Annotated in this window: 15 protein-coding genes; 6 read left to right on the plus strand and 9 right to left on the minus strand. The window is 66.8% G+C overall.

The window, feature by feature from the left end; all coding sequences use genetic code 11:
• Window positions 1-7 precede the first annotated feature (7 nt).
• From tilS to ptsP, 4 genes are all read right to left on the minus strand, one after another.
• The gene (tilS, locus tag AC1DQQ_RS17125) at window positions 8-997 is read right to left on the minus strand and encodes a tRNA lysidine(34) synthetase TilS (protein WP_478045999.1); all 990 of its coding nucleotides are present in this window, start codon (window positions 995-997) and stop codon (window positions 8-10) included.
• Window positions 975-1,931: a tetratricopeptide repeat protein gene (locus tag AC1DQQ_RS17130; RefSeq protein WP_478046001.1), complete on the minus strand. Its 957-nt coding sequence runs from the start codon at window positions 1,929-1,931 to the stop codon at window positions 975-977. Before AC1DQQ_RS17130 ends, tilS begins: the two co-directional genes overlap by 23 nt.
• Before the next feature lie 121 nt (window positions 1,932-2,052).
• Window positions 2,053-3,039, minus strand: coding sequence for a helix-turn-helix domain-containing protein (locus AC1DQQ_RS17135; protein ID WP_478046002.1), 987 nt, complete (start codon window positions 3,037-3,039; stop codon window positions 2,053-2,055).
• Between the two features lie 113 nt (window positions 3,040-3,152).
• Entirely contained in the window at window positions 3,153-5,429 is a 2,277-nt protein-coding gene (ptsP, locus tag AC1DQQ_RS17140) for a phosphoenolpyruvate--protein phosphotransferase (protein WP_478046004.1), read from the minus strand.
• A 224-nt stretch (window positions 5,430-5,653) separates the two neighbouring features.
• Here ptsP and AC1DQQ_RS17145 point away from each other — a divergent pair, with 224 nt between their 5' ends.
• Genes AC1DQQ_RS17145 through xth form a run of 3 tightly spaced genes read left to right on the plus strand, consistent with a single transcriptional unit; the run spans window position 5,654 to window position 7,895 of the window.
• A complete protein-coding gene (locus AC1DQQ_RS17145; protein WP_478046005.1) occupies window positions 5,654-6,907 on the plus strand; it encodes an NRAMP family divalent metal transporter in 1,254 nt (417 codons plus the stop codon).
• 17 nt (window positions 6,908-6,924) lie between these two features.
• Entirely contained in the window at window positions 6,925-7,119 is a 195-nt protein-coding gene (locus AC1DQQ_RS17150) for a hypothetical protein (protein WP_478031921.1), read from the plus strand.
• A complete protein-coding gene (gene xth / locus AC1DQQ_RS17155) occupies window positions 7,119-7,895 on the plus strand; it encodes an exodeoxyribonuclease III (protein WP_478031919.1) in 777 nt (258 codons plus the stop codon). The genes AC1DQQ_RS17150 and xth overlap by 1 nt, the downstream gene beginning before the upstream one ends.
• An 18-nt stretch (window positions 7,896-7,913) precedes the next feature.
• Here xth and AC1DQQ_RS17160 read toward each other — a convergent pair whose 3' ends face one another.
• The 3 genes from AC1DQQ_RS17160 to hrpB are packed head-to-tail and all read right to left on the minus strand — an operon-like array spanning window position 7,914 to window position 11,141.
• The gene (locus tag AC1DQQ_RS17160) at window positions 7,914-8,294 is read right to left on the minus strand and encodes a nuclear transport factor 2 family protein (protein ID WP_478046006.1); all 381 of its coding nucleotides are present in this window, start codon (window positions 8,292-8,294) and stop codon (window positions 7,914-7,916) included.
• Window positions 8,291-8,572: an NADH dehydrogenase ubiquinone Fe-S protein 4 gene (locus tag AC1DQQ_RS17165; RefSeq protein ID WP_478031917.1), complete on the minus strand. Its 282-nt coding sequence runs from the start codon at window positions 8,570-8,572 to the stop codon at window positions 8,291-8,293. Before AC1DQQ_RS17165 ends, AC1DQQ_RS17160 begins: the two co-directional genes overlap by 4 nt.
• A gap of 10 nt (window positions 8,573-8,582) precedes the next feature.
• Complete coding sequence (hrpB, locus tag AC1DQQ_RS17170; RefSeq protein WP_478046008.1) at window positions 8,583-11,141, minus strand: ATP-dependent helicase HrpB; 2,559 nt, start codon at window positions 11,139-11,141, stop codon at window positions 8,583-8,585.
• A gap of 90 nt (window positions 11,142-11,231) precedes the next feature.
• On the opposite strand from hrpB, the gene AC1DQQ_RS17175 reads away from it, so the two are divergent.
• Window positions 11,232-12,230 carry a cation diffusion facilitator family transporter gene (locus AC1DQQ_RS17175; protein ID WP_478046010.1) on the plus strand — a complete coding sequence of 333 codons (999 nt, stop codon included), beginning with the start codon at window positions 11,232-11,234 and terminating at the stop codon, window positions 12,228-12,230.
• Window positions 12,231-12,441: 211 nt separating this feature from the next.
• Here the strand turns inward: AC1DQQ_RS17175 and AC1DQQ_RS17180 are convergent, their stop codons facing one another.
• A complete protein-coding gene (locus tag AC1DQQ_RS17180) occupies window positions 12,442-12,714 on the minus strand; it encodes a hypothetical protein (RefSeq protein ID WP_478031912.1) in 273 nt (90 codons plus the stop codon).
• A 266-nt stretch (window positions 12,715-12,980) separates the two neighbouring features.
• Here AC1DQQ_RS17180 and AC1DQQ_RS17185 point away from each other — a divergent pair, with 266 nt between their 5' ends.
• Window positions 12,981-13,199, plus strand: a complete 219-nt coding sequence (locus AC1DQQ_RS17185; protein ID WP_478031911.1) for a hypothetical protein — start codon at window positions 12,981-12,983, stop codon at window positions 13,197-13,199.
• Window positions 13,200-13,447: 248 nt separating this feature from the next.
• Here the strand turns inward: AC1DQQ_RS17185 and AC1DQQ_RS17190 are convergent, their stop codons facing one another.
• Window positions 13,448-14,464 (minus strand): polyprenyl synthetase family protein, encoded by a 1,017-nt coding sequence (locus AC1DQQ_RS17190; protein ID WP_478031910.1) that lies wholly within the window; start codon window positions 14,462-14,464, stop codon window positions 13,448-13,450.
• Between the two features lie 102 nt (window positions 14,465-14,566).
• Here AC1DQQ_RS17190 and AC1DQQ_RS17195 point away from each other — a divergent pair, with 102 nt between their 5' ends.
• Entirely contained in the window at window positions 14,567-14,851 is a 285-nt protein-coding gene (locus AC1DQQ_RS17195) for a chorismate mutase (RefSeq protein WP_478031909.1), read from the plus strand.
• Window positions 14,852-14,913 lie beyond the last annotated feature (62 nt).

Raw genomic sequence — 14,913 nt, forward strand, 5'->3', positions numbered from 1 at the left:
ACGTCGATCAGAGCAATCGACGCGGTGGGGCTTTGCGAAAACGCCACGCCGCGGGCAACTTCGGCGTCGCGGCAACGTCGCCCAGCATCGCAGTCTCGCCCGATTCCAGCGCCTTGACCATCCGTACCAATGCGGAGCCGCGGATTTCGGCGGTGGCGTCGATCTGGCGGACGCAGAGCTCGACCAGGCGGCGGACGAGTTCGAAGGGCAGGTCGCTGGGGTCGAGCAGCAGCGAATCGCCCTCGGCCGCGATGCGATCCGTCCCAAGCTGACGCACCATCCAGCCGATCGCCTCCTCGGCATCGGCCAGGGCCGCCGCGCTCGCCGCGACTCGCGAGGGGTCGATCCAGTCGATCGCGGCGAGGTGCTTGCGCAGCCGCGCGCGGTCGAAGCGGTCGCTGACATTGCTCGGATCCTCGACCGCGACGATCCCCGCCGCCGTGACGACCGCCGCGAGTTCGGCGCGGCGCCAGCCGAGCAGGGGCCGGATGACGCGTCCGCTGGTCGCGCGCACCCCCGCTAGCCCGCCGACCCCGGCGCCGCGGTTGAGCCGCATGATCAGCGTCTCGACCTGGTCGTCGGCATGGTGCGCGGTGGCGATCTGCGTCGCGCCGACGGCATCGGCATGCGCTTGCAGCAGCTCGTAGCGCAGCGCCCGCGCCCGTGCCGAGAGATTGGCGGTATGGCCCGTCCGCTCGGGCAGGGGGCCACGCAGCACGGCATGATCGATCCCGCGCGCCGCACAGAGATCGGCCACCCATGCCGCTTCCTCCGCCGCTTCGGGGCGCAGTCCGTGGTCGACCGTCGCCGCGACGCAGCGCTCGCCGAGCAAGGCGTGGGTCAGCAGCAGCAGTGCCAGGCTGTCTGGGCCGCCCGATACCGCGACCAGCACACGGGCCTCGGCCGGATCGCACAGCAGCGCCAGATCGTCGGCGAACCGCGCGAGTGCTACCGAGTCGACCGCGCGCGTCAGCTCAGGTGCATTTGTTGGCGGCACGGCCCTTGTCCGCGTCGGCCTTTTGCGCGGCGGTCAGCTTGGCGCCATAGACGTCGCCCAGCTCGGTATAGACGCGGCAAATGTCGGTGCGCGGCTTCTTGAGCACGGTCAGCGCCTTGGCCAGGTTGAGCAGGCTGTCGGCGGCGCGCTCGCCATCGGGCAGCTTCGAATAATTCTCGTAATAGATCTGCGCCGCCAGATTGGGCTTGGCGTCGTCCATATAGATCGTGCCGAGCAGATTCTGCGCGCGGCTGACCAGGCGGTGGCCGGGATATTTGCCAGCATAGCCCTGCAATTGCGCCTCGGCCTCGGGATAGAATTGTGCCTGCCACAGGCGATAGGCGTAATTGTACGCGTACATCGCCTTATCGACCGCGTCCTTGCCGGCGGGTTTGGGAATCGCGGCGACCGCCTTGGCGCGATCGGGGTCATTGGCGGCGGCGGCAGGCTTGGGTGCGGGGCCGGCAGGCTTTGGGCCGGCCTTGACCGGACCTGGCGCCGGACCATCGGTGACCGCTGCGGGATCGGCATCGCCCGGCGGCGGCGCGGCGCGATCCTCCAGCGCCTTCAGCCGCGCATCGGTCGCGCGCTTATAGGCGGCGAAATCGGCCTCGAGCTGCTGCATCTTGTGCTCGTCGGTCTCCAGCCGTCCGGTGAAGCCGGTCAATTCGCTCTCGATCGAGCTCACCCGCTGTTCGAGATCGGCGAGCGGCGCGCTCGCCGGTGTGCCCGCAGCGGTGACCGGCGTATTGTCCGGACCGATTTCGGGCTGCACCAGCGGCCCCGACGTGCGCGACACCACGCGCTCGACCGTGTTCATCCGCTTTTCCAGCTGGCCCAGCCGCGCATCGACCGACCGGTCCTGCGCGTGCGCCGGCGCTGTGATCGCCAGGCTCGCCGCCGCGATCATGACCGTCGTCAACAAACTACGCATACTCATCCCCAGATTGTCCCGCTGTGGTTAACCTACCCCGGAACGCCTGTCCGCGCCACTAGATGTGGTTGGCGTCATTGCCCGATTTGAATCCCCGCGGTCGGGGATTCATCCGGCCGGCCTAAGGCGCCGATGTTGGCGCCGCGGCGGGCAAGGATACCGGATCGGGCGTCGCTACCGGTCGCGGCGTCGAGGACGTAGTCGGCTTGTCGCTGGGCTGGCGGAAGAAGTCGGGGACTTCGTTCGATCCTGCACGCTTGCCCGGCTTCGCTTCGGTCGTCGGGGCAGCGGCGGCCGGAGTCGGCACGGCGGCAGGCGCCGCGGCGTTCCCGCGCGCCTGCAACGCCGCGGCGCTGATCGGCACGTCCTTGATCGCGCGCTTGCCGTCGCCCAGCGCCGGCACCGCCGATCCGTTGATCGTCACCTGCAATTTGTCGGGCCGGCCGATATTGATCATCGGGTTGGCGGCGTCGTTCGGCAGCGAATATTGCTCGCCGGGCTGCATCGTCTTCTGGATCAACGTCTTGCCGGTCGCGTCATAGACGCGCAGCCACACCGCATCGGTCGCGGTCAGCACGACCTGGCCGCCGGCAACCGGGGCGGGAGTCGGTTCGGGCGCGGCAGCGATGCTGGGCGACGCATCGGGCGTGGCGAGCGCCGCGGGCTCCTCGCCGGTACCGCGCAGCCAGGTCGTCCCGTACCAGATGCCGACGCCGACCAGCAGCACCACGGCGATGATCGCGGCGATCCCGGCGATCCCGCTCGACGGCACGCGGCGCGGATCGGTCGGCTCATATTCCTCAAACCGCGTCGTCGGCGACAGCGGCATTTGCGGGCTCTGGCGCAACTCCGCGGCGATCGCGCGGTCGTCGAGGCCGACGGCGCGGGCATAGGTCTTGGTGAAGCCGATCGCATAAGCCGGCGACGCCATCCCCTCCATCCGGTTATTCTCGATCGCTTCCAGGTGACGCATCGGCACGCGCGTCTTGTTGGCGATGTCGGCCAGGGTCAGTCCCAGTCCCTCACGCGCCTCACGCAGCTTGTCGCCCACGGTCTTGGGGAATAGCGACGCCTGATCGGGTGCGCCCGTCGCTTCGTCCTCGTCCATTACCTTCTCCGGCGAATAGGGGGTTGCGACCTTGAATCGCCATCCGCCGGTGACGGCTGTCGGCCAAAGCGGGTAAGACTGTCAACGGCTCGTTAGCGCGTTTTCGCCCCGGCTCAGGCCAGCTCGACATGGTTTTTGGCTGCCCAGTCGGTCAGCACCCCGCGAATGTCGCGCGGCGGCTTGGCCAGCAGTCCGTCCATGAAGCGCATCGCCTTGCCGCGATCGAGGCTGCGCACCATCGCCTTGATCGGCCCGACTGCCGCCGGGGTGATCGATAGCCGGTCGATTCCCAGCGCGATCAACGCCATCGCCTCGAGCGGCCGCCCGCCCATCTCGCCGCACACGGTCAGCGCGACTCCGGCGGCGTCGCACGGCGCCACCACGCGCTTGAGGAAGCGCAGGATCGAGGGCGACAGCCAGTCGTAGCGCTCGGCCAATTTGGGATTGGCGCGGTCGGCGGCGAACAGGAACTGGGTCAAATCGTTGGTCCCGACCGACAGGAACTGGATATTGGGCAGCAACAGGTCGAGCTGCTCGGCCAAGGCCGGCACTTCGAGCATCGCGCCATAGCGGATCTCGCTCGGCAGCCGCTTGCCGCGCTTGCCCAGCCACTCGCGCTGCGCCTCGAACAAGGCCTTGGCCTCGTCCAGCTCCCAGGCTTCGCTGACCATCGGGAACATGACGTTGAGCTGCCGACCCCCGGCCGCCTCGATCAACGCGCGGGCCTGTGCCTTCATCAACCCGCCGCGTTCGAGCGCGAGCCTGAGCGCGCGCCAGCCCATCGCCGGATTCTCCTCATCCTCGTCGTGATGATTGAGATAGGGCAGCGCCTTGTCGCCGCCGATATCGACCGTGCGGAACACCACCGGCTTGTCGCCCGCCGCTTCGAGCACGTCCTTGTACAGCCGCAATTGCCGCTCGCGCCGCGGCAGGGTCGCCGACACCAGGAACTGGAATTCGGTGCGGAACAGGCCGATCCCATCAGCGCCGGTGACGTCGAGCGCGGCGACATCGTCGCGCAGGCCGGCATTGACCATCACCGTCATCCGCTCGCCGTCGAGCGTAATCGGCGCTTCCGACTTCAGCGCCGCGAACACCGCGCGGCGTTTCTGGCGGACCAGCAATTTGGCGTCGAACGCCTCTTCCATCGCCTGGGACGGACGGACCAGCACCGATCCCGCCTCGGTCACGTCGAGCAACAGCAGGTCACCGTCGGCGATCGTCTGGCGGACATTGCGCACGCGCCCCAGCACCGGCACGCCCATCGCGCGCGCGACGATGGTGACGTGCGCGGTCAGCGACCCTTCCTCGAGCACCACGCCTTTCAGCCGCCGCCGGTCGTATTCGAGCAATTCGGCCGGGCCCAGGTTGCGCGCGATCAGGATCGTATCCTGCCGCAATCCCAATTGCGCCGCGGTCCCCATCTGCCCCGACACGATGCGGAGCAGCCGGTTGGCGAGATCCTCGAGATCGTGCATCCGGTCCTGGAGCAAGGGATCGCCGATCTGGCGCATCCGCATCCGCGTGCGCTGCTGGACGCGCTCGATCGCCGCTTCGGCGGTCAGGCCGGAATCGATCGCCTCGTTGATCCGCCGCGACCAGCCTTCGTCATAGGCGAACATCTTGTAGGTCGCGAGAACCTCTTCATGCTCGCCGTCGACGCCGAATTCGGCCTGTTGCGCCATGCGGTCGATCTGTTCGCGCATCTTGTCGAACGCGGCATAGACACGGTGGCGCTCGGCCTCGGTATCCTCGGCGACGGTGTGTTCGATGGTGATGCGCGGCTGGTGATAGACGGCATGGCCGATCGCCATGCCCTCGACCAGCTTGAGACCCTCCAGCCGCGTCGCCGCGGTCGATTGCGGCCGCGTCGCCGCGTCGCCGCGCTGGTCGATCAGGCCGGCATTGGCGATCAGCTCGCTCAGCACCATCGCCACCGTCTGCAGCGCCTCGATCTCGACATCGTCATATTTGCGCGGTTCGGCATGCTGCACCGCCAGTACGCCGACCGCTTGTTCGCGGCGGATGATCGGCACGCCGGCGAAAGAGTGGAACTCGTCCTCGCCGGTTTCCGGACGATAGGCGAAGTCGGGATGCGACGCCGCTTCGTCCAGGTTCAGCGTCTCGACATTCTGCGCGATCGTGCCGACCAGGCCCTCGCCCAGCGCCATCTTGGTGACGTGGACCGCCGCCTGGTCGAGCCCGCGCGTGGAATAGAGTTCGAGCAGCCCTTCGCGCAGCAGATAGATCGAGCAGACCTCGCTATCCAGCGCCTCGCCGATGATCCGCGCGACCGCGTCGAGCTTTGCCTGCGCGGACGATCGCGCCGCCATCACATCATGCAGGCGGACCAGGATTTCACGAGCGGACGCAGCGGCGGTAAGCGGCATGTCGAAGCGCTAGCAGGTTGGCGGGGGCGGCGCCATGACCCGACATTCGAAGAATTTGTAATGCGCGGCCAAGTATCAAAGCTGCCATGCCGCGCTCCTCCCGGCGTTCCGGGTGCAGCAAGCGCTGCATTCGCCGTCGTCAGCCCCGCCAGCACCGATCGATCATCATCGCGGAACCGGATGCGCCGTCAAATGCTGTGCTGCTGATACAAATGGGGATTGGTATGGACTTGAAGGGCTTCCTCAAAAAGCTTGGTCCCGGCCTGGTCACCGGCGCGGCCGACGACGATCCGAGCGGTATCGCCACGTATTCGCAGGCCGGCGCCGCTTTCGGTCCGGTGCTGCTATGGACGATGGTGCTGACCTATCCGTTGATGAGCGCGGTGCAATTGATCAGCGCGCGGGTCGGTCGCGTGACGGGACACGGGCTCGCCTGGAATCTCCGCCGCGTCATGCCGCGATGGATCGTGATGGCGCTGGTCGGGCTGCTGTTCGTGGCCAATACGATCAATATCGGCGCCGACCTTGCCGCGATGGGCGACGCCGCCCAATTGGTCGCCGGCGGCGGTGGCCATCTCTTCACCATCAGCTTCGCGGCCGTCTCGCTGCTGCTCCAGCTCTTCATTCCCTACCGCAAATATTCGTCCTTCCTGAAATGGCTGACGATGGTGCTGCTCGCTTACGTGGCGCTGATCTTCATCGTGAAGGTCGATTGGGCGGCGGCGCTGCACGGGATGGTCGTCCCGACGATCCCCGGCGCAGCGGCGGTGACCGTTGTCGTCGCCATCTTCGGCACCACGATCAGCCCGTATCTGTTCTTCTGGCAGGCGTCGCAGGAAGTCGAGGAGATCGACGTCGTCGAGGAGCGCGAGCCGCTCAAGAAATCCCCCGATCAGGCGGCGGACGCCGAAGTTCGGATGCGCTATGACACATTCGTCGGCATGGCGATTTCGAACCTCGTCGCCATCGCCATCATGCTGGGCACCGCCGCTACCCTCCACGCCTCGGGCAAGACCGACATCCAGACCGCCGCCGATGCGGCCAAGGCGCTCGAGCCGATCGCCGGCCAGTTCGCCTTCGCGCTGTTCAGTCTCGGCATCATCGGCACAGGGATGCTGGCGGTGCCGGTACTCGCCGGATCGACCGCTTATGCGATCGGCGAGACCGCCGGCTGGAAAACCGGCCTCGAGCACAAGCCGCGCAAGGCCAAGCTATTCTATGCCGTGATCGGCGTCGCGATGGCGCTCGGCGTCGGCATCGACTGGTCGCCGATCAGCCCGATCAAGGCATTGTTCTGGAGCGCGGTGATCAATGGCGTCGTCGCGGTGCCGATCCTGATCGGAACGATGCTGGTCGTCTCCCGGCGATCGACCATGGGCGACTTCACCGCGTCGACAATGTTGAAGCTATTCGGCTGGGCGAGCACCGCCGTCATGGCGGCGGCCGTCATAGGAATGGCCGTCTTGCCGTCCAGCTAGCGAGGAAGGAGGAAGTGATGGATTGGCTGACCGCTCTGATCGGGCCCGATGACGGCAGTGCCGCGACATGGCAATTCTGCGTCCGGGCGGTGCTGCTGCTGCCTTATGGCATCCTCTGCATTCGCATCGCCAGGCGGCGGACCTTCTCGAACCTCACGCCGCTCGACAATTTCGTGGCGATCGTGATGGGGTCGAAGGCGCGCGAGGCTTGATGCGGATCGCGACCTACAATGTGAACGGCGTCAATGGGCGCCTCCCCGTCCTCCAGCGCTGGCTGTCCGAGGACCTTCCGGACGTGGTTTGCCTCCAGGAATTGAAGGCGCCGGACGAGCGTTTCCCGGAAACGGCGTTGAACGACTTGGGTTACACCGCGATCTGGCACGGCCAGAAAAGCTGGAACGGTGTCGCGATCCTCAGCCGAGTGGGCGAGATCCACGAAACCCGTCGCGGGTTGCCCGGCGACCGCGCGGACGATCAGAGCCGCTATCTCGAGGCCGCGATCAACGGCGTCATCGTCGCCTGCCTCTATCTGCCCAACGGCAACCCGCGGCCCGGACCCAAGTTCGAGTTCAAGCTTCGCTGGTTCGAGCGGCTGACGCGGCATGCGCAGTCGCTGCGCGACGCTGGCGTGCCGGTCGTCATCGCCGGCGACTTCAACGTCATGCCGACCGAGCTCGACGTCTACAAACCCGAAAGATGGCTCGACGACGCGCTGTTCGCGCCCGAGGTCAGACGGGCTTATGCTGGCTTATTGGAACAAGGCTGGACCGACGCGCTTCGGTCGCGCCGCCCCGGCGAGCACATCTATACCTTCTGGAAGTATTTTCGCGGCGCGTTCGAACGCGACGCCGGCCTCAGGATCGATCACATCCTGCTCAGCCCCGATCTGGCGCCGCGGCTAATTGATGCGCGGGTCGAGAAGCGGGTGCGGGGTTGGGAGAAGACGAGCGATCATGCGCCCGTCTGGATCGAACTCGCGAACCCGTGAACGGGTAAAGCCGCCCGGTCAGGCCTTCGGCTTGGCGGCCGTCTTTTTCACCGGCGTGGCAAACGTCGCGCTGTCCCAATAGCCGCGCTGGAGCGCGATGCGGCCGTCGATCACGTGGAAGAAGCCGCAGCCGAGCCGATCCTGCGGATCCTTCCATTCGAGGATCGCCCATTCGCCGTCCTCGAACAGGTTGACCGGCAGGCATTCCATAGCCGCCGCGGCGAATTCTTTAGCGAAGCGCTCGCGGATCGCTGATCGGCCCTGGATCGGACCGATCGCGACCTGATGGCTGATGGCGTCGTCATGATAGAGCGCGGCGAGCGCATCGGGATCGGCGGCATTGAACGCCGCGATCCAGCGCCGCACCACGCCCTTGGGCGTAGCAATGGGAAGGCTCATCGGAAGTTGTCGGCGTAGCTCTGCAGCTTGAGCGTGCGCGCGGGCGCCGGCACGATGTGGAAGGCGAGCCCGACCTTCTCGGCATAGGCCTGCGCGGCTTCCGCGGTGGCAAAGGTCAGCCGGACCTGTTCGCGCGTGTCGCCCGATCCGGCCCAGCCGGTGAGCGGATCGGGGCGCTTGGCCTCGGCGGGTTCGAATTCGAGAATCCAGCGATCGGTCCGGTAACGTCCGGACTGCATCGCGTTCTTGGGACGCTGATAGATACGGGCGGTGGGCATGATCTTTCCCTTATCCTGACTTTCCGAACCTTGCATCGGCTTTTTTGGTTCGCAGCGTCGGGTTTGCGGCGGCGGGGTCGTCGGGCCAGGGATGTTTGGGATAACGGCCACGCATTTCCTTGGCGACCGCGGACCAGCTTCCGGCCCAGAAACCGGGCAGATCGCGCGTCGTCTGGATCGGGCGACCGGCCGGGGAGGTCAGGCTGAGCACGAGCGGGACGCCATTGGCGATGGTCGGATGTGTCGCGAGCCCGAACAATGCCTGGGGGCGGAGCTCGACGGTGGGGCCGGCTTCGGCGGAATAATCGATCGCGTGACTCGATCCCGCCGGCGTGTCGAGCCGGACGGGGGCGATACGGTCGAGCGCGCGCATCGCGTCCCAACCGATGAGGTTGCGGAGGGCCTCGGCGAGATCGGCGTCGGAAAGCTGCGACAGGCGGCGCTTGCCGTCGAGCAAGGGGGCAAGCCAGTCGTCGAGCCGGGCGGCGAGCGTTTCGCCGTCGAGCGCCCCGTCCCAGCCATGCGCGGCGGCGAATGTCGCGCGCTCGCGAAGCGCGGTCGACGCCTCGCCCCAGGGCAGCAGGTGCAGGCCATGGTAGCGGACGCCCTCGACCAACGCGGCCGCGATCGCGACCGGATCGGCGTTGGTATCGGGCCCGCGCGACAAAGCGATCGCGCCCAGGCGACGTTCGCGCACGGCTTCGACGCCGCCGGTCGCGGGATCGAACGCGAATGTGCGGCGCGTTTCGATCTTGTCGGCGAACAAGGCTTCGACAGTCGCCTGATCGATCGCTGCCGCCGACAGGATGCGCGCGCCGGCCGCGACACCCTGTGTCTCCGCGACGGCGAGCCATTGCGCGGTGGCGAGGGAGTCGGCCGCATCGAGCTTGAACCCTCGGCCGCCGACCGAGGCCCAACGTTCGCCGGAAGCGTCGCGGCGCCGGGAAACGCGGTCGGGGAAGGCGAGGGCGATGGCGATGGCCACTGCAGCTCCCCTCCCTTTCAGGGAGGGGCTGGGGGTGGGTGGCGTCCGGGCAAGGCGCGGACCGGAAACTTGAGGATTGTGTGTCGGAATACTTCGACCCACCCCTAACCCCTCCCTTGCAGGGAGGGGAACGGACTTGGCCCATCGCTCGGCTAGCTTGCGCGCACTCTCCACTCGACGACCACGTTCAGTGCGGAACCTCCGCGCGCGGGTTTCGAGATCGGTTCCCGGCCCGCCCAGCCCTCGCTCTCCCAACAACACCGCGACCTCGGCCGCTTCCGTTGCCAGCCCCATCTCCCCCGCCCGCACCAGCATATGCGCGAGCCGCGGCGGCATCGGCAGCTTCGCGATCGCGCGGCCGTGTGCGGTTGGCCGGCCATCGGCGTCGAGCGCCTCGAGCGTTGCCAACCGTGCGCGTCCTTCCGCCACCGCGGCTTCGGGTGGTGGATCGAGCCATGCCAGCGTGCGCGGATCGGCGACTCCCCAGATCGCGCAATCGAGCACCAGGCCTGATAGATCGGCTTCGAGGATTTCGGGCGGGTCGAAGCGCGACAACCCTGCCGTCCCCGCTTCTTCCCACAACCGATAAGCGACACCCGGCCCTTGCCGAGCCGCTCGCCCGGCGCGCTGCGTCGCGGCGGCCTGGCTGGCACGTTCGGTGACCAGCCGCGTCATCCCCGCCGCGCGATCGTAGCGCGGGCGGCGCGCGAGCCCCGAATCGACCACCACCCGGATGCCGTCGAGCGTCAGGCTGGTCTCGGCGATGCTGGTCGCCAGCACGAGCTTGCGCATGCCGTCGGGCTCGCCGGCGATCGCCGCACGCTGATCCGCCGGCGCGATCGTGCCGTGAAGGCGATGCAGGCGCACGCCGGGCAGGTCGCCGAGCCGCTCGGCGGCGCGCTCGATTTCGGCGACGCCGGGCAGGAAGGCGAGCACGCCGCCTTGTTCTTCGCGCAGCGCCAGCCGGATCGCGGCGGTGACCTCGTCCTCGATCCGTGCCTCGCCGCGACGGCCGAGATAGCGGAGGTCGAGCGTGTGACTGCGGCCTTCGCTCTCGATCACCGGCGCGTCGCCGAGCAGCTTGGCGAAGCGCGCGCCGTCGAGCGTCGCCGACATGGCGACAAGCCGGAGGTCGGGGCGCAGCGATCCTTGCGCGTCGAGCGCCAGGGCGAGGCCGAAATCGCTGTCGAGATTGCGTTCGTGGACCTCGTCGAACAGCACTGCCGAGATACCGGCGAGCTCGGGATCGGCCTGGATCCGCGCGACGAAAATGCCTTCGGTCACTACCGTTATGCGGGTCGCGGCGGAGCGCTTGCTGTCCATCCGCGTCGCATAGCCGAACGTCTTGCCGACCGGCTCGCCCGCGAGCATCGCCATCCGCTCGGCCGCGGCGCGCGCCGCGATCCGGCGCGGGCTGAGCAGCAGGATTTCGCCGTCGCACCAATTTTGGCCGAGCAACGCGGGCGCGACCGCGGTGGTCTTGCCCGCACCGGGCGGCGCGACCAGCACCGCATTGGGCTCGGCGTCCAGTGCCGCGAGCAACTGCGGAAGGACGGTTTCGACGGGAAGGCTGGGCGGTTGCATCGGCGATCGCGACACGTGGCAGAAACTTTCCACTGATGACAGCCCAGTGTCCTAGTATCTCCCCTATTTGCAGTGCTAGGCAGGTCCAGCATGCACGACCATAGCCACGACCACGCGCACGATCATGAGCATGATCACGCGCACGACCATAAGCACGGTCATGGCCACAAACATGGACACGGCCATAAACATGGTCATGGGCACGGCCATGGCGGCCACTATCACGGCCCGCTGACCTTCGATCGCGCCTTCGCGATCGGCATCACACTCAACATCCTGTTCGTCGTCGTCGAGTTCGGTCTGGGATTCGTTGCCCATTCGGTCGCGCTGATGGCGGATGCCGGACACAATCTGTCCGACGTGTTCGGGCTATGCGTCGCCTGGGGCGGCGCCACGCTGGCGCGGCGCGGTCCGTCGAAACGCTTCACTTATGGGCTCAAGGCTTCGACCATCCTGGCCGCGTTGATCAACGCATTGCTGCTGATGATGGCGATGGGCGCGGTCGTATTCGAGGCGGTGACGCGGATCGGCGATCCCGCGCCGGTCAAGGGCGCGGTCGTCGTGGTGGTCGCCGCCGCCGGGATCCTGGTCAATGCGGCGTCAGCCTGGCTGTTCGCGCGCGGGCAGAAATCGGACATCAACCTGCGCGGCGCCTATCTGCACATGGCGGCCGACGCGACGGTTTCGGCCGGGGTGATGCTGGCCGGCGTCGTGATCTGGTTCACCGGCGTGGAATGGATCGACCCGGTGGTATCGATCATCGTGTCGGCGATCATCTTCTGGCAAACCTGGGGCCTGCTCCGCGAGACGATCGAGATGTCGCTGAACGCGGTGCCGCGCGGGATCGACTATGACGAGGTCAAGGCCGCACTCGCGGCGATGCCCGGCGTCAGCGCGACGCACGACCTCCATATCTGGCCGATGTCGACCACCGAGACGGTGCTGACCGCGCATTTGGTGATGACCGAGGAAACCGGGCCGGCATTCCTGGGCAATGCCGCGGCGATGCTGCAGAAGCGGTTCGGCATCGCGCACACGACGATCCAGGTCGAGCGCGCCGCCGATGCCGATTGTGGGACCGATTGCTGACCCGGAACTCGGTACCGGATATCTAAAACCGATCAGACAGGCTGCTTGACCGGCGTGCCTTTCGCCGTCGGGTTGGAAGCGTTGAGCTTGGGCGGCTCCGGCTTCTTGGGCTTGCGGACTTCCTTGTTGCTCTTGCGCTGGCCTTTTGCCACGTCATTTCTCCTCGAACGGGTGCACGGTACGATGGTGGCGGCGCGTATACCGCCAGGGTTCACCGCACCACGCGCGCCCAATGCTCGCGCGTCACCGTGCCGGTCAGGATCTTGTTGCCGAACACGCGGCGCATCGCCTCGGCATCGTCGCCATTCATCATCACGACGCGCGTCCCGCCCTTGGGCAGCTTTTCGATCGCGCTGATCTTGGTCTGATGCTTCACGCACAGAGCTTCGACCGCGGCGCGATCGAGCGAGACGTTGATCGCGCGACCGGGACCCGGATTGCTCCAGCTGTCATGGCCATTGGTAGCGGGAATAGTCGGCATCATCGGTTTGCTCTCCTTGGATTAGCGGGAGCACGAACCTCTCTCAGTCGCGCCGATGCTGGGGCGGGCAGCGCGATAGGGAGCCTTTAGGCTGTATACCGCCGAAAAGCCATGTATTTCGCCCCGACACTGTCTGTTGCCGCATAGATCGGCGAATTGATGCGAGGCGGCCGGCAAAGTGTGCTATTAGAAATCATCACCTGACCGATTTCGCAGGCATCTTGTGACCGTGAGCGCTTGCGCTTTCGCCTGCTGACGAGGCGTGCCCTTTGGACACCAATTACCTTCTGCACCGCGAGCAGATCTCGCTGATGATGGCTCGCAAAGCCGGCTGTTCCTCATCGCGCCTGGCGCATGCCGGGCTCGCACGGGCTTATGGCAAGCTGCTCGCCGCCGGGACGTTTCCGCACCGCAATTTCAACCTCATCCCGGCCAATGACGCTCTCGACCCGAGCGAATCTCCCGATCGCGGCCGCGCCGACGCGTGAACGACCGGTCCGGGGAGCAGTTATCGACCGTCGAGCGCGCGTTTGAACTGGCGCGGTCGGGCAGTTGCGCCACGGTCGATGATATTCGGCGCGTGTTGACGGCCGAGCGATATCCGTCGGTTCAACCGCATCTGGCGGGGCCGTCGATCCGGCGCGCCTTGCTCGCTCTATGCAAGGCAGCAAGGGCCGCGAACGACCCCGACGCCGGTTGACGCTGGCACGTCCGCCTTTGGGCGGACATCCTCCCTTTAATACGCTCTCGCCACCGCGAATTCGACCGCTTCGGTCATCGCATCGCGCGCCTGGCCGGAGGAGAAGCCGGCGATCGCATCGATCGCGCGCTGGCCATAATGGCGCGCCCGCGCCAGCGTGTCGTCGATCGCGCGCGTCGTGCGGACCAACTCGACCGCATGCGCGAAATCCTCGTCTGAGGCGCGATGGCCCAGGATCGCGTCCTTCCAGAACTTGCGGTCCTCTTCATTGCCGCGCGCATAGGCCAGGATCACCGGCAGGGTGACCTTGCCTTCACGGAAATCGTCGCCGGTATCCTTGCCCATCGTCCCGGCGTCGGACACGTAATCGATCGCATCGTCGACGAGCTGGAACGCGACGCCGAGGTTGCGGCCGAACGCGTCGAGCGCCTGCTCCTCGCTTTCGGGCCGTTCGGCGACCACTGCGGCGATCCGGCAGGCGGCAGCGAACAAGGCGGCGGTCTTGGCGCCGATGATATCGAGATAGCGTTCCTCACCCAGGTCGACGCGGCGCGCGGCAGTCAATTGATCGACCTCGCCTTCCGCGATCACGGCGCTGGCGTTGCTCAGGATCTTGAGCACCTTGAGGCTGCCGTCCTCAACCATCAATTCGAACGCGCGGCTGAACAGGAAGTCGCCGACCAGGATCGACGCGGGATTGCCCCAGATCAAATTCGCCGTGCGCTTGCCGCGGCGCAGGTCGCTGCCATCGACCACGTCGTCGTGGAGCAGGGTCGCGGTGTGAATGAACTCGACCGCCGCCGCCAGGCGATGGTGGCGGTTGCCGGTATAGCCGAGCAATCGCGCGCTCGCGAGCGTCAGCATCGGGCGCATGCGCTTGCCGCCGCCCGCGATCAGATGGCCGGCAAGCTCGGGGATCAGCGGAATGTCCGACTGCATGCGGTCCAGGATCACCGCATTGACCATGTTCATGTCCGACGCGACGAGTTGCATCATCGGCTCGAGGCTGGGCTGCGGCCGGGTCGGATCGAGGCGATAGATCGTGGCGCTCATCTCAGCGGAGCCTCTGGCCGAGAGGGGCGCGGAAGGCAAGCACGGGTTGCGCATCCCGGCACGGATGCGCAGAAGGCCGCCACGAATCGAGGGAGCCGCTAGATGAGCGACGACGTGCTGGACGCCTATCGCAGCAGCATCGACAATATCGATGCTGCGCTGATCCACATGCTCGCCGAGCGGTTCAAGGTGACCCAGGCGGTTGGCCGCTACAAGGCGCAGGCCGGCCTGCCGCCGGCCGATCCGAGCCGCGAGGAACGCCAGATAGCGCGGCTGCGGCATTTGGCCGAGGAAGCGCGTCTCGACCCTGAATTCTCGGAGAAGTTCCTGCGCTTCATCATCGACGAAGTCATCCGCCACCACGAACGGCTGCGCGACGAAGCTTAGCGTTTTCCTTGACTTCGCCGACCGACGTCAAACTGGCCAAAGCGCGCGAAAAGAGTTAAAAA

The organism is Sphingomonas sp. P4_G3 (assembly GCF_056401105.1).